The organism is Dactylosporangium sp. CA-052675, assembly GCF_050947935.1.
Taxonomy (GTDB): domain Bacteria; phylum Actinomycetota; class Actinomycetes; order Mycobacteriales; family Micromonosporaceae; genus Dactylosporangium.
The window spans coordinates 4,383,161-4,401,571 of the sequence record NZ_CP192010.1 but is presented as its reverse complement, the minus strand read 5'-3'; the positions used below and the strand labels follow the sequence as shown (position 1 = coordinate 4,401,571).

General features: G+C 75.5%; 16 protein-coding genes. 7 read left to right on the top strand and 9 right to left on the bottom strand.

What is annotated here, in order from left to right; genetic code table 11:
• Positions 1 to 1,047, top strand: coding sequence for an Acg family FMN-binding oxidoreductase (locus ACQP1P_RS20195; protein ID WP_433088284.1), 1,047 nt, complete (start codon positions 1 to 3; stop codon positions 1,045 to 1,047).
• A 115-nt stretch (positions 1,048 to 1,162) separates the two neighbouring features.
• A complete protein-coding gene (locus tag ACQP1P_RS20190) occupies positions 1,163 to 3,157 on the top strand; it encodes a DUF4118 domain-containing protein (RefSeq protein WP_433088282.1) in 1,995 nt (664 codons plus the stop codon).
• Between the two features lie 38 nt (positions 3,158 to 3,195).
• Here ACQP1P_RS20190 and ACQP1P_RS20185 read toward each other — a convergent pair whose 3' ends face one another.
• Positions 3,196 to 7,371, bottom strand: a complete 4,176-nt coding sequence (locus ACQP1P_RS20185) for an HAD-IC family P-type ATPase (protein WP_433088280.1) — start codon at positions 7,369 to 7,371, stop codon at positions 3,196 to 3,198.
• 152 nt (positions 7,372 to 7,523) lie between these two features.
• Positions 7,524 to 8,078 (bottom strand): hypothetical protein, encoded by a 555-nt coding sequence (locus ACQP1P_RS20180; protein WP_433088278.1) that lies wholly within the window; start codon positions 8,076 to 8,078, stop codon positions 7,524 to 7,526.
• Between the two features lie 175 nt (positions 8,079 to 8,253).
• Here ACQP1P_RS20180 and ACQP1P_RS20175 point away from each other — a divergent pair, with 175 nt between their 5' ends.
• Complete coding sequence (locus tag ACQP1P_RS20175; RefSeq protein ID WP_433088277.1) at positions 8,254 to 9,069, top strand: hypothetical protein; 816 nt, start codon at positions 8,254 to 8,256, stop codon at positions 9,067 to 9,069.
• Between the two features lie 89 nt (positions 9,070 to 9,158).
• Here the strand turns inward: ACQP1P_RS20175 and ACQP1P_RS20170 are convergent, their stop codons facing one another.
• A complete protein-coding gene (locus ACQP1P_RS20170) occupies positions 9,159 to 9,794 on the bottom strand; it encodes a DUF2267 domain-containing protein (RefSeq protein WP_433088275.1) in 636 nt (211 codons plus the stop codon).
• A 123-nt stretch (positions 9,795 to 9,917) separates the two neighbouring features.
• On the opposite strand from ACQP1P_RS20170, the gene ACQP1P_RS20165 reads away from it, so the two are divergent.
• The 4 genes from ACQP1P_RS20165 (at position 9,918) to ACQP1P_RS20150 (ending at position 12,681) form a co-directional block, all read left to right on the top strand.
• Positions 9,918 to 10,292, top strand: coding sequence for a nuclear transport factor 2 family protein (locus ACQP1P_RS20165; protein ID WP_433088273.1), 375 nt, complete (start codon positions 9,918 to 9,920; stop codon positions 10,290 to 10,292).
• 97 nt (positions 10,293 to 10,389) lie between these two features.
• Complete coding sequence (locus tag ACQP1P_RS20160) at positions 10,390 to 11,244, top strand: universal stress protein (RefSeq protein WP_433088271.1); 855 nt, start codon at positions 10,390 to 10,392, stop codon at positions 11,242 to 11,244.
• Positions 11,245 to 11,352: 108 nt separating this feature from the next.
• Positions 11,353 to 12,321, top strand: coding sequence for a universal stress protein (locus tag ACQP1P_RS20155; protein WP_433088269.1), 969 nt, complete (start codon positions 11,353 to 11,355; stop codon positions 12,319 to 12,321).
• A gap of 90 nt (positions 12,322 to 12,411) precedes the next feature.
• Positions 12,412 to 12,681, top strand: a complete 270-nt coding sequence (locus ACQP1P_RS20150) for a DUF1876 domain-containing protein (protein WP_433088267.1) — start codon at positions 12,412 to 12,414, stop codon at positions 12,679 to 12,681.
• 180 nt (positions 12,682 to 12,861) lie between these two features.
• On the opposite strand, the gene ACQP1P_RS20145 is transcribed toward ACQP1P_RS20150, so the two are convergent.
• Genes ACQP1P_RS20145 through ACQP1P_RS20120 form a run of 6 tightly spaced genes read right to left on the bottom strand, consistent with a single transcriptional unit; the run spans position 12,862 to position 18,398 of the window.
• On the bottom strand, positions 12,862 to 13,557 hold the full coding sequence (locus tag ACQP1P_RS20145; RefSeq protein ID WP_433088265.1) for a hypothetical protein: 696 nt from the start codon (positions 13,555 to 13,557) through the stop codon (positions 12,862 to 12,864).
• A complete protein-coding gene (locus tag ACQP1P_RS20140; protein ID WP_433088263.1) occupies positions 13,554 to 14,507 on the bottom strand; it encodes an NAD-dependent epimerase/dehydratase family protein in 954 nt (317 codons plus the stop codon). The genes ACQP1P_RS20145 and ACQP1P_RS20140 overlap by 4 nt, the downstream gene beginning before the upstream one ends.
• Complete coding sequence (locus ACQP1P_RS20135; RefSeq protein WP_433088262.1) at positions 14,504 to 15,808, bottom strand: nucleotide sugar dehydrogenase; 1,305 nt, start codon at positions 15,806 to 15,808, stop codon at positions 14,504 to 14,506. Before ACQP1P_RS20135 ends, ACQP1P_RS20140 begins: the two co-directional genes overlap by 4 nt.
• 51 nt (positions 15,809 to 15,859) lie before the next feature.
• Positions 15,860 to 16,768, bottom strand: a complete 909-nt coding sequence (locus tag ACQP1P_RS20130) for an endo alpha-1,4 polygalactosaminidase (RefSeq protein WP_433088260.1) — start codon at positions 16,766 to 16,768, stop codon at positions 15,860 to 15,862.
• Positions 16,765 to 17,673, bottom strand: a complete 909-nt coding sequence (locus tag ACQP1P_RS20125; RefSeq protein ID WP_433088258.1) for an NAD-dependent epimerase/dehydratase family protein — start codon at positions 17,671 to 17,673, stop codon at positions 16,765 to 16,767. Before ACQP1P_RS20125 ends, ACQP1P_RS20130 begins: the two co-directional genes overlap by 4 nt.
• Positions 17,670 to 18,398, bottom strand: a complete 729-nt coding sequence (locus ACQP1P_RS20120; protein ID WP_433088256.1) for a nucleotidyltransferase family protein — start codon at positions 18,396 to 18,398, stop codon at positions 17,670 to 17,672. Before ACQP1P_RS20120 ends, ACQP1P_RS20125 begins: the two co-directional genes overlap by 4 nt.
• Between the last annotated feature and the right edge of the window lie 13 nt (positions 18,399 to 18,411).

The following is an 18,411-nucleotide window of genomic DNA, read 5'->3' as shown; positions in this document are numbered from 1 at the left end:
ATGTCCGCACATCCATCCGGCGCGGCGACCACCTATCGGGTCGGCCCGGTCAGCCGGGAACTCGCCCGAGCCGCCGCGGCCGCCCTGCACGCGCCGTCCGTGCTCAACACCCAGCCGTGGCGCTGGCGCATCGTCCACGACGAGGCGCTGCTCTACGCCGACCGGCGGCGCCGCCTGGCCACCCTCGACCCCACCGGCCGGCTCCTCGTGCTCAGCTGCGGAGCCGCGCTGCACCACGCCTGCGTGACGCTCGCGGCGGACGGGATCGAGTTCGAGGTCGACGCCCAGCCCCGCGACGACGACCCGGACCTGCTCGCCGTCGTGCGCTACCGCGGCAATGCCGAGCCCTCGGACCGCGTCGAACAGATGCGGCGGGCCATCCGCTCCCGCCAGTCCGACCGGCGTCCGTTCGCCGACCGACCCGTGCCGGACGAGGTGATCGAGCGGCTGTGCCGGGCCGCGCGGCGCACCGACGCCCGCCTGCACATGGTGTGGGCCCGCAACCTCACGGACCTGGCGGTGGCCGCGGGTGAGGCGGCCGACGCGCAGCTGTCCGATCCCGAGTACCGCGCCGAGCTCGCCGCCTGGCTCCGCGCGCCGGGGGAGGGTCATGACGGTGTCCCGATCGACACGCTCGCGCCGTTGGGCGCGCGGCCGGTCCCGGTGCGCGACTTCATCGCCGCCGGCACCCAGGCGGGCATCTCCAGCCGCATGGCCGTGGCCGACCGGCAGGCGCGGTACGGCGTGGTGGTCACCGACGGCGACGGCCCGCTGGACTGGCTCACCGCGGGCGTCACCCTCTCCGCCGTCCTGCTGACCGCGACCGCCGAGCACCTGGCCACGTCGACGATGAGCGACCTGGTCGAGAACGAGGTGGCGCGCGGAACGCTGCGGCGGATGCTCGGCGGCGTCGGCTATCCCGCGATCGGCATCCGGATCGGGCTGCCGGCCTCCGCCGAGGCCCAGCCCCGAGCGCCGCGCCGGCCCGCCGCCGAGGTCATCGAGGTGGTCGCCGACAAGGTCACCCGGGGATCCCGCCCGGCATGACCGATGCGCCGACGGGCGCCGCTCCCCCACATGTCACCCGTCGCGGGTGATGGACCCCCTCCCCCGGCGGACGAACCGTCGACTAGTGGGTGGATGCGACCTGTGCCGATCAGGCGTGCGAGCAGGAGGGTCCAGCTCGTCGGAGCGCGGGGGACCGGCGGGCACCGCGGTCGCCCGGCGGCTGATGGCCTGGCTGCTGCCCGCCAGGCCGCCGCCGATGCCGGTCGGGGTCCTCGTCGCGATCACCGTCATCGGCCTGGAGACGGTGCTGGTGAATCTGTTGCAGATCGCGGCACCCCAGACCCCGCCGAAGGCGGTCGTCTACCTGCTCGGCGTGCTGGCGATCACGAGCGTGTGGGGCGCGCCGCTGGGCATCGCCACGGCGCTGCTCAGTGCCGTCGCCTTCAACTACTTCTTCGTCCCGCCGACCGGCGGCCTGAACCTGACCGCCAGTCAGGACCTCGACCAGATCGTGGTCTTCGCCGTGGTGGCGCTCTTCGCCAGCGGGCTGGCCAGCGTGGCTCGCGCCAGCGCCGAGGATGCGCGGCGCCGGGCGGCCGAGGCGGAGATCTCGGCCCAGCTGGCGCACATCTTTCTCCGCAACGACCTCGGCGGCGGCCTCCAGGAGGCGTCGCGCTACCTCACCGACCGGCTCCGCCTGTCCTCCGCGTCGCTCGAGCTCGCCGACGCCGAGGCGGCCGGCGCGGACGCGGATACGGACGTCACCGCGGGTGGGTTCGTGATCCCCATCGGCGAGGAGTCCCGCCCGATCGCCCGGCTGCGACTGGCCGCCGACACCCCGCCGGCCACGTGCCGCCGGATCCGCAACCGCCTGCGCGCGCCGCTGGAGCTGGTCCTGCGCACCGCGCTGGACCGCGAGCACCTCGTCGGCACGCTGCGCGCCAGCCAGGCGAGGACCGAGGCCCTGCTGACCGAGCAGACGGCGTTGCGGCGGGTGGCGACGCTGGTCGCCACCGGCGGGCCGCCGGCCGACGTCTTCACGGCGGTGACCGCGGAACTGCACCACCTGTTCGCGGGCTTCAGCACCGCGCTGGTCCGCTATCAGCCGCACGGCGAGGTGCTCGTGCTGTCCCAACGCGACGAGAACGGCGTCCTGCTGCCGGCTCGTCCGAACCAGTCGGTCAGCGCCGAGAGCATCGTCGCCACCATCGCGGACACGGTCCGCACCGTCCAGGTGGACTACGACGCCGTGTCCGGGCCGACCGCCGAGCAGATGCGCCAGATCGGGGTGCACCGGGGCGTCGGGGTGCCGATCGTGGTCGACCGGGAGCTGTGGGGCGTCGCGCTCGTCCTGTCGCACGAGCCGGTTGCGGTACCGGCCGACGCGGAGGCGCGCCTGCTGGCCTTCACCGAGCTGGTGGCCACCGCCATCGCCAACGCCGAGAGCCGCGCCGCGCTCGCCGCGTCCCGCTCACGGCTGGTCACCGCCGCGGACGACGCCCGGCGCCGCATCGAGCGGGACCTGCACGACGGCGCGCAGCAGCGCATCATCTCGCTGGCCCTGCAGCTGCGGCTCGCCGAGGACACCGTGCGGGACCCGGCCGAGGCCCGGCACCTGCTGGCCGAGACCGTGCATGGCCTCACCGAGATCCACCAGAGCCTCTCCGACCTGGCCCGGGGCATCCATCCGGCGCTGCTGGTCCAGGGCGGCATCGGGCCGATCCTGCGAACGCTGGCCCGGCGCAGCGTCGTGCCGGTCGAGCTGAACCTGCGCGTCGACCGGCGGCTGCCCGAGCCGGTGGAGATCGGGGTGTACTACGTGGTCTCCGAGGCGCTGACCAACATCGCCAAGCATGCCCAGGCATCGCTCGCCTGTGTGTCGGTGGCGGCCGACCACCGGTGCGTGCGGGTGAACGTGCACGACGACGGCGTCGGCGCGGCGAATCCGAAGGCCGGCACGGGGCTCGTCGGGTTGCGCGACCGCGTCGAGGCGCTGGGCGGCCGCCTGAGCGTGGTCAGCCCGCCGGGACAGGGCACGACGCTGCACGCCGAGATCCCCCTCGCGCAGCCCGATGCCGCGTCGTCGCCGCGGGCGACGAGCGAGGCTCTCACCGCGACCGACTCGCTTCCCGCCAGCCGCCCGGTGTAGGCAAGCCACTCCGGCGACGCCCGCGCGCGGCCGGACGGTCACTCGTCCCGGCTCGCCGGCCACGGTACGGGCAGCGGCAGCGCGCCCACGGTCATGCCGGCGGCGGTCGCGGCGAGCACGATGCCCCACGCGACCGGCCCCAGCGGCCGGCACCCGAAGAACTGGCTCACGCCCGGAGTCTGGACCACGCCGACCAACGCGGCCGCGGACACTCCGGCGGCGCCGAGGACGACGGGGTCGCCGCGGGACAGCAGGGCGGTCTGGCCCAGTTGCGCGCCGACGAGGGAGGACAGCGCCACCGTACTGGCGCGGACGTCCGACCCCGTCGCCTTGGCCGCCAGCCAGGCGCCCGCGGTCGCGGCGGACGTCGCGACCGCGCGGCGGAACACGGTGCCCACGAGCGCCCGGCCCAGCGAGGCATCCGGCCCCTCCCGGACCAGCCGGTCCGGGTCGGCGCGCCGCGGTGGGCGCGCGGCGACCGAGATCGCGGGCAGCAGGTCGGTCAGCAGGTTGACGAACAGGATCTGCCGGGCGTTGAGCGGCGGCGTCGCCGAGACGAGCGACCCGCCGACGGTGAACAGGATCTCGCCGAGATTGCCGCCGAGCAGCAACGCCAGGGCCTCGCGGACCGACGCCCACATCGCGCGCCCCTCGACCACCCCGTCGACGATGGTCTCGATCCGGCCGTCGAGGACGATCAGGTCCGCCGCCTGGCGCGCCGCGGCGGTCGCGTGCTCGCCGAGCGCGATCCCGGCGTCGGCGAGCCGGATGGCGGGCGCGTCGTTGGCGCCGTCGCCGGTGACCGCGACGCTGCGACCGGCGCGGTGCAGCGCCTGGACCACGGCGACCTTGTGGGCCGGGCTCACCCGGGCGAAGACCGACGCCTTGGCGACCAGCGCGTCGACGGCGGCGTCCCCTTCGGCGTCGTCCAGCTCGGGCCCGGTGACGACGGTGCCGCCGTCGAGCAGGTCGAGCTCGGCGGCGATGGCCGCCGCCGTGCTCGGGTGGTCGCCGGTGAGCATCAGCACCCTGATGCCCGCGCCGCGCAGCCGGTCGACCGCCTCGCCCGCGCTCGGCCGGATCGGGTCCGCCAGCCCGAGCAGGCCGAGGAACTGCATGCGCTCGACGCGCTCGTCGTCGAGGCCGCCGTCCGACGACGCCGCGCGTTCGGCGATCGCCAGGACCCGCAGCCCCTGCCGGGCCATCCGGTCGATCTCGGCCTCGATCTCCCGCCGGTCGGCCGGCGTCAGGGGCCGCGGCTCCCCGTCGGCCCGCCAGCTCACGCAGCGGGGCACCGTGACCTCCGGCGCGCCCTTGACGCTGATCACCTGGCTGCCGCCGGCCGCGCCCAGCACGGCATGGAATCCGCGGACCGGCTCGAAGGGCAGCTCGCGCACCGGGGTCCAGCCGTCGGCGGCCTCGCCGGTGGTGACGCCGGCCTCCTCCGCGCCGACCACGACGGCCCGGTCGGTCGGGTGCGGCAGCGACTCGTGCGGGCTCGGCGCGGGGCTCGCCCGCAGCGCGGCGGCGAGGACCTCGCGGTGGCGTGCGGTGAGCCGGTCCAGCGGTGCGTGGGCCCGGCCGTCGGACACGCTGCGCACGGCGATGCGTCCCTCGGTGAGCGTGCCGGTCTTGTCGAAGCAGATCACGTCGGCCCGGCCGAGCGCCTCCATCGAGCGCGGGTCGCGGACCAGGATGTTGCGCCGGCCCAGCCGGCGGCTGGCGCTGAGCTCGGCGGCGGTCGCGATGAACGGCAGCCCCTCGGGCAGCGCCGACACCGCGAGGGCGACCGCGTTGCCGACCGACTCGGCCAGCCGCCCCCGCACCACGCCGGTGGCCAGCAGTGCGACCGCGGCCGCCCCGGCCGCGGGCAGCGACGCCTTGGTCAGCTCGCGCAGCCGTTGCTGCACACCGCTTCTCGGCGACTGCTGCAGCGCGAGGAGCGCGTTGCGGCCCGCCTCGGTGTCCGGGCCGACCGCCACCACGACCCCGGCGGCCGTGCCGGCCGCGACGGTCGTGCCCGCGTACACCATGCTGGTGCGTTCGGCGATGGTGGCCGCCCGGGTCGCGGCGACGTCCTTCTTCATCGGCATGGACTCGCCCGTCAGCGGCGACTCGTCCATCTCCAGACCGGCGCACTCGAGCAGGCGGCAGTCCGCCGCGACGGCGTCGCCCGGCTCCAGCAGGACGACGTCGCCGGGCACGAGGTCGTCGAGCACCCCGGCCCGCTCCATGCCGCCCCGGCGCAGCCGTACCGCCGGTGCCGCCGCGGTCACCAGCCGCCGCAGCGCCCGGCGCGCCGCCACGTCCTGAACGCCGGACAGCACCGCGCTGGCCAGGATCACCGCGACGACCAGTGCCGCGTCGCTCTTGGCACCGGTGAGGGCCGACACCCCGGCCCCGGCGGCCAGCGGCAACGTCAGCGGGGTGTCCAGCTCCCCGACGATGGTCCCGAGCACTCCGCGCTCGGCCGGTGCGTCCGGTGCCGCTTCCCCCTCGCGGGATCGCCGGCGGCGCCGGGCCTCGTCGTCGTCGATGCCCTGCGGCGCCGTACCGAGCAACCGCAGCACCTCACCGATCGGCAGCGCGTGCCAGGCGACATCCGCGGCCGGGACGGGCGGGGTCCGGCGGGCCAGTCCCCGGGCCGACCACACGCCCGCGACCACGTTGGCCACCTGGGCGGTCGCGGTGGCGACCGCCGTCCGGCGCGCGCCCCGCTCCCCGGTCTCCATCAGGCCCAGCAGCGAACCGGCGGCCGACCCCTGCACGGCCACGCGGGTGCCGCGCCGGCTCACCGCACGCGCCACCGACGCGGCCTCGAGCACCAGCCACGCCGTCTCCAGCCCGGGCCCGCCCATCAGGTGCGCGCCCCACGGCGGCCGCCGGTCCTCCCGCAGCACGCCGAAGCCGCAGTCCGCGGCCGCGAGCGCGGCGTCGTTGCCCCCCGCGACCAGCGCCACGGCATGACCGTCGGCCTGCAGCGCCCGGATCGACGCGGCGAGGCGCGAGCCGCCCGGCACCCGGCCGTCGGCCGGCACCCGCCGGCGGATGCCGGCCCAGGTCGCGCTGCCGGCCCCGGCGATGAGGACGGAGCCCACCTTGCGCCCGGCGGCGATCACGGCGGCGGTCATCGGGTCCAGGGCCGGCTCCGCCAGCACGACGGCGACGAGCCCCCCGTCACGGGTCAGCGCGTACAGCGTCCCCCGTTTCCCGTCATGGGATCGGGCGTCGGCCAGGACCGCCTCCGGGATCGCGGCATCGGTGTGCCGCGCCTCGGTGAGGGCCCAGCCGCCGGCCTCGGCCTGCGCCCCGGGCCGCGGCGAACCGTCGTCGAACAGACGCGCGGCGGCCTCCCACGCGGCCTCGACCGATCCGTGGACCGGTACCACGTGGGTGATGACCCGCCGCCCACCGGTCAGCACGGCGGCGTCGATGACCACCGTGTCGATCCGGTCGAGCCGGCGCAGCGCGGCCCGGTCGCGGACCAGCACGCCGCGCTGGGCGAGCAGCCGGCCGAGGCCGCCCGCGAAGGCCTCACGCCCGGCGTGCACGGGCGTCGGCGCCCCGGCCATGAGCAGACGCGAAGCCCGGCGCAGTCCCGCCGGCAGCTGGGTGGCCGCGGCGGCGGCGAGTAGCGTCACGGTGCTGACGCGGCGGGTGTACCGCTCGATCGGCCCGTCCGGCAGCTCCTCCGGACGGTCGCCCTCGTGCCGCTCGGCGCGCGCGTCGGCCGCGTTCTCCGTCAACCCGGGCGAGCGGCACTGCCACGTGTGGCGCTGCGCCGCGATCTCCCGCAGCAGGACCGCGCGCAGCCCCGCGTCGGCGAGCAGGGACAGCTCCCCCTGCCCGGCGGCGTTGATGAGGGCGTTCAGGGACGAGATCAGCAGGTCGGCCTCGTGCCGGCCGAGCGACCGCCGCAACCGTTCGCGCACCGCGGGGAGATGGTCGGCCAGCGTCACGATCGCGGTGAGCTCGCGGGCGGCGGCGGGCAGCCGGAGCCCGCGCGCCACGACCGATCCGGCGACGCCCAGGACGTCGGCGGCGAGCGTGATCCGCTGGCGGGTCTCCGCGTCCAACTCCTGCTCGGCGGCCTCGGGGATCGCCGCGGACTCGACGGCCGCCACGGCCTCGATGAGCTCCTCGAGGCTGGGACCGTTCTCTTCGTAGCTGACCAGCACCCGGCCGAGCGCCGCGTTCCACGCGGCCCAGTCCACGCCGTGCACCGCTGCGACGGCTCGCTCGATGAGCCGGCCGTGCTCCGCGGTGATCGCGCCCCGCCGAGCCCCTCGAACCTCGATGTGTGCCAGGCCGTCCCGGGCCCACGCCTTCCGCCGGCCGCGGGACGACCGGATCGGGGATCGACCCATCACCCGGCGGCGGTGGCACGGCGCTGGTGCGTCGCCACCCACACCCCCGCGGCGGCCGCGAGCGCGACCGGCCATTCCAGAACGCCGAACGCCGCGAGGGCACCGACGCCGCCGTAGTACAGCAGCCGTGACGGCTTCGGCTCACCGACGGCCGACTTGAGCGCACCGGCCGTCCACCGGGCACGTTGGGCGACGGACCAATCGGTGGAGCGTTCGATGTGCACGACGGGCATCTTGAGGTGCGGCACCGGAACGTCCTGCCAGGTCACGAGGTGCGCCCCGGAGGGCTGCGAAACGTCGCCGGTCTCCTCGCCGGCCCGGTGGGCCGTGGTCTCGGGCCTGGTCTCGGGCTCGGCCTTGATGGCGGGCTCGGGCTTGATGGCGGGCTCGGGCTTGATGGCGGGCTCGGGCTTGATCGCGGGCTCGGGCTTGGTCCTCGTCGCAGGCTGGGGGGCGGTCTGGGTCGCGGTCGCCTCCGTGGCCTTCTTCCCGGTCGTGGCCTTCGCCCGCGTCCCGGCCCCACCCCGGGCGCGCGTCTGCGCTGATGTCGTCATGACCCAGCACCTCCTGATCGTCGGAATCTGACGAATCCGGACGTCTACCCGCGCGATGCCCGATCAACCAGGCCGAGGGCGCCGAACTCCGGCCGCGCCGGGAGGCCCGCACCGGCGCGTAGTTCCCCCGGCGCCGGGTAGCCCTCCCCGTCACGACGACGAAGGGCACCAGCCGATGGACCGACAGGCGGGGGAAGCCGCGCGGCAGCGGGCGGCGGACGTGCTGCGCCGCGCCGCCGAGGAGGCCGGGCGGGCGCCGTCGCTGCTGAACGCCCAGCCGTGGCGCTGGCATCTCGGCGGGGACGTGCTCGAGCTGCACGCCGACCTGTCGCGCCTGGTCGGCTCGATCGACCCGCACCGGCGGCTGCTGACGCTCAGCTGCGGCGCGGCGCTGCACCATGCCCGCGTGGCACTGGCGGCGGCCGGTCGCGAGCCCCTGGTCCAGCGGCTGCCCGACGGGCGCCGGCCGTTGCTGCTCGCCCGGGTCCGGGCCCGTCAGCCGCACCCGGTCAGCCGCGACGACCTCGTCCGGTACGAGAGCATGCACCGCCGCCGCACGGACCGGCGGCCGTTGCGCGCGGCGGCCCCGGTGCCGGCCGAGACCGTCGCGGCGCTGGAGGCCACGGCCGATGCCGAGCACGCGTCGCTGTACCGCATCGAGCCCGACGTCGCGCTCGGCGAGGATGCCACGGACCCGCCCGGCCCCGGCGAGGAGCGCTGGGCCGCCTACTTCGTGGTCGCCACCGAGGGCGACCGGCCCCTGGACTGGCTCGTCGCCGGCGAGGCGACCAGCGCCGTCTGGCTGGCCGCGACCGCCGAGGGGCTGGTGATGTCCCCCGTGCGCGACGCGGTCGAGAGGATGGAGGCGCGGACCCCGCTCGACCGCCTCTTCGAACCGCCCGCACGGCCGCAGCTGGTGCTGCGGGCCGGGGTCGACGCGAACCCGGTGCCGCCACCGGCGAGCCCGCCGCGCGGCGTCGTCGACGTGTGACGGCGGCGATCCGGGGACGTGTGACGGCGGCGATCCGGGGTGGCGCCACGCGCCTGAACGCAGCGCGAGAAGAGCGCGGGCGGCGCTCGTCATCCGCTCCTGGTGGCCCCGAGCAGGATCTCGTCGGCGAGGCGAGCGGCCCGGTTGACCTGCCGCTGATCCACACCGGCCCCGGTGCGCTGGTCGTCCTCCAGCCCCCGCGCCAGCGCCCGCACCGCCGCGGTGAGGTTGCCGACCTGCTCCTCGATGCGCGCCGTGCGGTCGGGCGACTCCGGCGCCTCGACGGTCGGGCGGCCCTCGGTGTTCCCCGCGACGGTCGCGCGCAGGTCGGCCGGCAGCTCGCCGAGGATCTTCGACACCTGCTCCGGCGTCATGTGCTCGGCCAGGGCGCGGGTGATCGCGGAGGCGAGGGCGGGAACCTGGGTCGACGGGACACCCGCCTGGGCGGCGAAGCGCTCGACGTACCGCTCGACTCCGTACTTCATCGGAACATGGCACATGTCCCAGCCGTCGTAGTACACGCCGCGCAGCAGCTCCGGCAGCTGGGCGCCGAACTTGACGGCCGCCTCGGCGGGCAGCCGGTCGCGCACGGTGTGCAGCCAGGCGCGCAACGCACGCTGGGCGAAGCGCCGATCGCCGGTGTCGAGCGCGTCGGAGACGGCGGCGAGCCAGATGTTGGCGGTGTGCAGGGCATGGTTGTAGGCATCCGGTCCGGACCGTGTCATGATTCGCTCTCCCTTCGCGTACCCGGTTGGCACGTGCAGGCCGTTCCCCTCTACGGTTCATCGAATCCACGCCGTGTGCCAGGGCAATCCGCCAGGGCAACGTGCCCGGATCGAGGAGGAGTCATGGCTCTGCCCCTTGCGGAGGACCTGCTGGCCGCCGAGCGCCGGCTCCAAGCGGCCCAGCGCTCCGGTGACGCCGCCGCGCTCGACGACCTGCTGGACGACCGGCTCATCGCCATCGGACCCGACGGCGGCAAGGTCACGAAGCAGGAGGACCTGGCCGCGCACCGCAGCGGCACCTCCGTCGTCACCGGGCTCGTGGAGGAGGACCTCGACGTGCTGCTCGCCGGCGACGTGGGTGTCACGTTCTTCCTCGGCACCGTCACCGGCACCTACGACGGCGAGCCGTTCGACGCCCAGCTCCGTTACACCCGCACGTGGGTGCGCGACGCCGGGCTGGGCTGGCGCGTCATCGCCGCGCACATCAGCCCGGCCTGACGCCCGGGTTCCGCGCGCCGCCGCCCTGCCGTCCGGCCGCCGGCCGTGCCAGCGTGGAAGGGGAACACCCGTCCCGTGGACCGACCGGGAGGACGCCATGACCGCCGAACGCCGCCCAGTGATCGTGGGCGTCGACGGGTCGCCCGCGGCGTTCGGCGCCGTGCGCTGGGCCGCGGACGAGGCGATGCGGCTCGGCCGGTCGCTGCGGGTCGTGCACGCCCTGGAGGTGTACGGCCCGTACGAGGACGTCAGCGACGAGCGCGACCTCGCCCACGACGCCGCCACCGAGATCCGCCGCTGGCAGCCGGGCCTGGAGGTGACCGTCGGCACCTGGCACGGCGAGCCGGCGCGGGTGCTCGTCGAGCAGTCCCGCACCGCGGGGCTCGTGGTCGTCGGCAGCCGCGGCAGCGGGGGCTTCCACTCGCTGCTCGTCGGCTCGGTCGGGCTGCATCTGGCCGCGCACGCGCACTGCCCGGTGCTCGTCGTGCACCACGCCGAGCGGTGGGCCGGTCCGGAGTCGCCGCTGCCGTACCGCGAGCCGATCGTCGTCGCGGTGGACGGCTCGCACGACGCCGCCTACGGGCTGGGCCTCGGATTCGCCGAGGCCGCGTCCCGGGGTGTCGCCCTGCACGCCCTGCGGACCTGGCACGAGCCGGGGCACCGCTGGGGCCGCTCCCCCGACCCGGCCGGGCGGGCCGCGGCCGCCGGGCGCGAGCTCGCCGCCGAGCTGGAGCCGTGGCGGGCCAAGTACCCGGACGTGCCGGTCGTGCCCCGCGTCGCGCACTGCCCGTCGGTACCGGTGATGCTGCAGGCCGCTCGGGACGCGCTCATGTTCGTCATCGGCGCCCGCGGCCGCGGCGGCTTCGAGGGCATGCTGCTCGGCTCCGTCGCCCACCAGGTGCTCCACCACGCGGACTGCCCGGTGCTCGTCGCCCGCCGCACCCCCGGGTGAGACGAAGGACGGGCGGAGTGCCGGCGGGGCGAAGTGCGGCCGGGCGGGCGCAGGCCGGGCGGATGCTGGAGGTGGGATGGCGCAGACCGGCGCGAGGAGATGATCGCCATGATGATCGCGGAGCCCGCCCGACCGGCACGCGGCGCGGCGGTCGGCCGCGTCGCCGTCGGCGTCGGCGTCGGCGTCAGCCCGGCAGGCCTGGCCGCGCTGGCCTGGGCGACCGAGGAGGCCATCACCTCCGGCGCCCGGATGACGATCTGCTACGCGGGCGACCGGGGGCAACCATCGGCCGGGCCCCGGGATCTGGAAACGTTGCGCCGCACCCAGCCGGAGCTCGTCCGCCGGGTGCGGTGGTGCCGGCAGTTGCTCGGCGGCGACAAGGTGACCGTCGAGCTGCCGCCCGGCGACGTGCCCGCGGCGCTGCTGGAGCTCAGCGGCCGGGTCGACCTGCTGGTCCTCGGCGGCCACGACGTCACCCGCCGCCACCACCGGGCCCGCGGCGGCCAGGTCGCCGCGGGGGCGCGGTGCCCGGTCGTGATCGTGCGGCCACGGCCGGAGCACGGGATCGCGCCGTTCGCCGGGCACGTCGTGATCGGCGTCGACGGCTCGCCCGGCTCGCGGGCGGCGATCCGGTTCGGCTTCGGCCACGCGCACCGGCACCACCTGCCGGTCGCGGCCGTCCACGTCGAGGATCGGTGGCCCGGCGACTTCTGGTTCGACGAGGAGCGGCTGGAGACGCACTTCGCCGTCGAGCCGGCCGCGCTGGAGATGCTGGCCCGCGAGGTCGCGCCGTTCGCCGCCGGCCATCCGAGAGTGGCGGTCAAGCGGGCCGTGTTCGGCGGCGAGGCGATCGCCGGGCTCCGGCACGCGGCGACCGGCGCGGCGCTGCTGGTGCTGGGCCGCCACGACCGGCGGCCGCCGGAATCGCCGCGGCTCGGGCCGGCGAGCCTGGCGTTCACCGAGCACGCCGAATGCACCGTGGCCATCGTCCCGGAGCGCGAGCCCGGCCGGCCCGGCGCGGGACCAGCCGGCGACGGGGGCCCACCGGCCCCGTGTGCGGCACCGGTCCCCGGGTAGGCAGTGCCGCGACGCGACCATCCGGGGGTAGCCCGCCCTCGCCGCGTCGCACGAGTGCGCGCCGCGCACCAAGAGAGGCTGGAGGCCATCATGCCGGTAGCCAAGCATTGGACGGTTGAGATCAACATCGGCGAGGAGGACGGGAACACCGCCGCGGAGGCCAAGCTACGCACGGGCGACGGCGCCGAGCTGACCGGCACCGGGAACGCCCGGCTCAACCCGGCCGACGACGACATCCCCGAGATCGGCGACGAACTGGCGGCCGCCCGGGCGCTGAGCGACCTGGGCCACCGGCTGCTGCTGGCGGCCGCGGCCGACATCGAGGCGGTGTCGGCGCAACCGGCCCGGCTGACCTGGTAGCCGTCGCCGGCCACTCACGCCGCCGGCGATCGGCGCCGTGCATCGTCTCCATGCATCGGCGCTGTGCATCGTCGCTGTGCATCGGCGCCGTGCATCGTCGCTGTGCATCGTCGCCGAGCCGCTGCTCACCTGCGCGCCCCGCCCGCCGGGGCCGCGCTGTGACGCGGCCCCGGACGGGTCTCAGACCAGCGACAGCGCACGGTCGCTGATGACGCACTCCATGCCGAACAGCTCCGCCCGGCGGCGAGCGAAGTCGGCCAGGCCGGGCGTGTCCGCGTAGTCCAGCGCGTACAGGTCCAGGCCGTGGCGCGGCAGGCCCTCGGCCACCCGGGCGTGGTCCTCGAGCACGTCGGCCGGCCAGGGCGCGTACCCGTCGTCGGTCCACCGGGCGGAGAAGGACTCGAAGACGATGCCGTCGACGTGCTCGGCGAGGTGCGGCAGCATGCCGAACCCGCGGTTGGCCAGCACGTACCCGGTCCCGGCGACCCGGCGCAGCGCGGCGACGAGCCCGAGCAGCGGCGCCACGTCCTCCGGGAACGTCAGCTCGACGTTGAGCGTGTCGAGGAACAGGCCCGCGAACCCCGCGTTCATCGCGTCGCGGGCCTGCCGCAGCACGTGCTCCTGCCACCCGGGATGCGCGACGTGGACGAACGCGCCGCCCCAGTCCGGGTTGCGCTGCGGGCGCTGCCACGGGGCGGGCGGGCCCTGGTCCTCCGACAACGACAGGTACGCCAGCGGGTCGGTGCCGGCACCGCGCAGCGACTGCAGCTCCGGCGGACGGTAGAACTCCGGCTGCAGCACCGCCCGCCGATACGCGGCCAGCTCCGCGAGGCGGCCGGTGCCGTAGTAGAACACGATCGGCATCTGGTCGCTCATCGGCGGTACCACTCGACGGTGCGCCGGACGCCCTCTTCCAGCGACACGGTCGGCTGGTAGCCGGTCAGCGCGCGCAGCCGGGTCAGGTCGGGGCAGCGGCGGTTGACCGCGCCGGGCGCGCCCGCGGCCGGCTCGATCTCGGCGTCGGCCCCGGTCAGCCGCAGGATCAGCTTGGCGAGGTCGGCGATGCCCGTCTCGGCGGTGTCGTCGCCGATGTGCACGATCCGGCCGTCCGCCTCCGGGCAGGCCATGAGCCGGACCATCGCCTCGACCGCGTCGTCGACGAAGCAGAAGGCGCGGGTCTGCGCGGCGCCCGGCACCCGCAGCGGGCGCTCGCCTCGCAGCGCCCGCAGCGTCAGCTCCGGGATGGCGTGGTCGGTGCCCATCCGCGGGCCGTAGACGTTGTGGAAGCGGCCGACCACGGCCCGGAAGTCCCCCGCCCGCGCACCGTGGAGGACGGCGGCCTCGCCGAGGAGCTTGCTGACGGCGTACGCGTACCGCGGGGCGGTCACGTCGCCGACGGTCACCGGCGTCGACTCGCCGGTCGGCACCGGCGCGATGCCGGCGTCCACGGCCCCGGCGTAGACCTCGCTGGTCGAGGCGAAGAAGACGTGCTCGCCCGCGGCGATCCAGTCCAGCAGGTGCAGCACGGCGAGACTGTTGACGCGCACGACCCGGACGGGGTCGGCCTCGACGTTGCGGACCCCGACCACGGCCGCCAGCAGGTAGATCTGGTCCCAGCCGCGCGGCAGCGCCCGCCAGGTCGCCGGATCGGTGAGGTCGCCGTGCGCGACGGCGAGGCGCGGCCGGCGGGCGAGCGCGGCGAAGTCGGCGTCGTCGCGGCCGCGCGAGAAGTCGTCCACAATGGACACCTCGTGGCCGTCGTCCAGCAGACGGTTCGCCAGATGGAAGCCGATGAAGCCGGCGCCGCCGAGCAGCAGTGCCTTCACGCGGAGACCCCCTCGGGGAGATAGCCGATCCCGGCGTAGCGGACCCCGGCGCCGGTCAGCGCGCCCTCGTCGAGGATGCGCCACGAGTCGAAGACGACGGCCGGGCGCCGGGCCCCGAGCACCGCCGCGGGCTCGATCGCGCGGTAGTCGGGGTGGTCGTTGATGACGAGCACCCCGTCGGCCTCGCTGAAGGCCTTGTCGATGCTGGTGGGCTCGCCGCCGTACTGCCGGATGACGTTGTCCGGCACGAGCGGGTCGTGGCCGAGCACGGTGAGGCCGGCCGCGGCGAAGACGGGCATCATCGCGGCGATCGGGGTGCCACGCATGTCGTCGGTGGGCGGCCAGCCCTTGAAGGCCCAGCCGAGCACCGCCAAGGTCGCTCCCTCCGTGGTACCGCGGGCCTGCCGGATGAGCTCCACGACGGTCTCCGCCACGTGCACCGGCAGGAACTCGTTGAGCCGGCGGGCCTGCTCGATCAGGAACGGCGGCCGCTCGGCCGAGTCGCTGAGCATGATGTACGGGTCCTTCGACAGGCAGCCGCCGCCGACGTACCCGGGCCGGGCCAGGTCGGGCCGCGGATAGCCGAGGTTGGCCGCGCCGATCACCTCGAGCGGGTCGACGCCGTGGCGCTCGGCGATGAGGGCGATCTCGTTGCCGAACGCGTAGATCAGATCGGTGTGGCAGTTGTTCGACAGCTTCACCAGCTCGGCCGCCTCCAGCCCCGAGACGGGCACGAGGCGCTGGGCGAGGTCGCCGAACAGGTCGAGGCCGGCGGCCAGGCTCGGCTCGTCGAGACCGCCGACGACCTGTGGCAGCTCCACGAGCTCGCGCAGGGCCTGGCCCTGGATGGTGCGTTCGGGCGCCATCACCAGGCGCACGTCGCCCCAGGCCGCCCGCAGCGGCGGCAGGACGACCTGCCGGCTCGCGCCGACGGGCACGGTGCTGCGCACGACGACGAGCGTGCGCGGCCCGCACGAGGCGGCCACGTGGCGGGCCGCGGCGGCGAGGCTGGTCAGGTCGGGGCGGCGCGTGTGCTCGTCAACGGGCGTGGATACGCAGATCACGGCCGCGTCGACGGCGCCGGCGGGCAGCGCCGTGTCGACGAGGATGGTACGGCCGGCGTGCTCGGCGAACACCTCGGCGACCCCGGGCTCGTAGATGTGCGGGCGGCCACGGTTGAGCGACTCGACGACGGCCGGCTGCACGTCGACGCCGTGGACGGTGAAGCCCTTGCGGGCCAGGGCGGCGGTGAGGGTCAGGCCGACGTAGCCCATCCCGATCACGCCGATGGTGCGTGCCATGTGTGTTCCTTCCAGTGATGCTGATCGGTGTTTCCTTGGCCGGTGGCCGGATCAGGCGCAGGGCGCGGCGATCCGGTCGAGGTCCCGGGTGGTGACGGTGCCGATGAACCCCTCGGTGCGGTAGTGGCCGCAGGCGGCGTGGACGTCGGCCGGGCGCCGGGCGTAGTCCACCGCCAGCACGACCTTCCCGGCGTCGCGCAGCGCCCGGGCGTCGGCGAGGTTCTCCGCGCAGTAGTCCTCGGTGCAGGGCCGGTCGGTGGCGCGGTAGAACAGCTCCTCCATGCCGATGCCGTCGATCGCGTCGGTGTAGCCGGGATAGCGGCGCAGCTCCGGGGAGTTCTGCGGCACGATCCAGAAGCCGGGCCGCCGTCCGCGGGCGTACCGCGCGATCCGGTCGACGAGCCCGACCATCGCGACGGCCAGGCGCTCGCGGGTCCAGCCGGGCACCAGGTGCAGGTCGATCTCCTCGTACGCGAGCGGCGTGTCCAGGTACACACCGTCGAACCCGGCCGCCAGGGCCCGGTCGACCCGCGGCCGGACCACACGGTCCCACCACCGCTCGTCCCAGTACCGCACGAAGAGCTCGTCCGGCCAGTCCTCCCAGCGGTTGAGCAGGAGGTCCCCGGCCTCGGCGGCCAGTGCCGGATACTCGGGGCGGAAGCGCTCGAGGCTGCCGATCTCGAAGTACGCCAGCACCCGCTTGCCGGAGGCGCGCAGGCCCGCGATCTCCTCCGGCCGGAACCAGTTCGCGTTCGCGTCCCGGGCCAGGTCGATGACGGCGAGCCGCTGCGAGGCCCGCGCCAGCGCCGCGAGCCCGTCGTCGGTGTAGCCCTGCAACTGGTACACCCAGCCGTCCCCGGTCGCCGGCGGGGGATGGCCGGGTGCGCAGCCGACGCACGCGGGCGCGACGAAGGCGACCGCGGCGGCGAACACGGCACCGCGCGCCAGTGCGGCGTTCACCGACCGGCGCCGTCGAGCGCCGCCCACACCTGCTTCACCGACTCGGCCATCGTGTGGGTGGGCACCCACCCGAGGACCGCCTCGGCCCGGGAGATGTCGGCGCGGATCCAGTCGACACCGGCCGAGCGCGACGGGCCGCTGCCCTGCTCGACGATCGCGCCGCCGTATCCGGCCGCCCCGGCGAGGCGGCGCACGGCCTCCCGGGCCGTCACGGCGTGCCCGCTGCCGACGTTCACGACACCGGCGCCCGGCTCGGTCCGGGTGCTGGCGGCGACGACCGCCGAGGCCACGTCGCGCACGTCCACGAAGTCCCGGTAGGCGGTGAGCGGGCCGAGCAGCACCTGCCCGGCCGCGCCCGCCAGGGCGTCGCGGATCAGCACCGCGGCCCGCCCGAGCAGGTTGTCGCGGTGCAGGCCGGGGCCGATCGGGTTGAACACGCGCAGCGTCACGCCGTCGACGAGGCCGGCCGCCGTCGCCAGCTGCAGCAGGCGGGTGGCGGCGAGGTGGGTCGTGCCGTACTCGCCCACCGGCGCGCACGGATGGTCCTCGGCGACGCTGGTGCCGTGGGCGACCGGGCCGTACTCGGACGCGGACCCGAGCCTGACCAGCCGGGCCCCCGGCGCCGCGGTCCCGACCGCGTCGACGAGCCGGACGGTCGCCACGGTGTTGGCCTCGAGCAGGTCGAGGGCCGTGCCGGTGAGCCGGCCGGTGCAGTTGACGACCACGTCCGGGCCCACCTGGCGGATCAGGGCGGTCAACGCGGCGACGCTGCCGGTGACGAGGTCGTGGCGGGCGCGGGGCGGGCAGCTGAGGTGCGCGACCCGCGGATCGGCGGCCAACGCCTCGCGGACGCTGGAGCCGACGAACCCCGACGCACCGAAAAGCAGCACCCGCAGCCGGCTCATGCTGCTACCTCCCTGCGCAGGGGCAGCAGGGCCGGCTCGAGCTCGCCGAAGCGGCGGTTGGCCTCGTCGTACTCCTCGGGACGGCCGATGTCGAGCCAGACGCCCTCGAACTCGTACGTGTGCGGGAACTCCCCCTGCCGCAGCAGATCCTGGATGAGCCGGTCGAAGCCGAGCGCCAGGCCGGGCGGGTACGGCGCCAGGGTCTTGCGGGCCATGGCGTAGATGCCCATCGAGACGCGGTGGCGGTACGCGGGCTTCTCGGTGAAGCCGACGACCCGGCCCTCGACGACGTCGAGGACGCCGAACTCCATCTGGGTCGTCTGCGCCGCCGTCGCGACCGTCAGCGGCGCCCCCGCCCTGCGGTGCCGGGCGATCAGGTCGGCGTGGTCGAGGTCGGTCAGCAGGTCGCCGTTCATGACCAGGAAGTGCTCGGGCAGCTCGTCCTTGATCAGGAACAGCGGCCCGGCGGTCGACAGCGGCACGCTCTCCTCGACGTAGCCGACCTCCATCCCCCAGCGGGAGCCGTCGCCGACGAAGGCGCGGATGAGCGTGCCGAGATGGTTGATGGACAGCGTGACCGAGGTGAAGCCCCGGGCCGCCAGCTGCTCCAGGACGATGTCCAGGATCGCGTGGCGCTCCCCGATCGGCATCAGGGGCTTGGGCAGGGCGGTGGTGTACGGACGCAGCCTGACGCCCTTGCCACCGGCCAGAATGACCGCGTGCATGTGTGTGATTGCC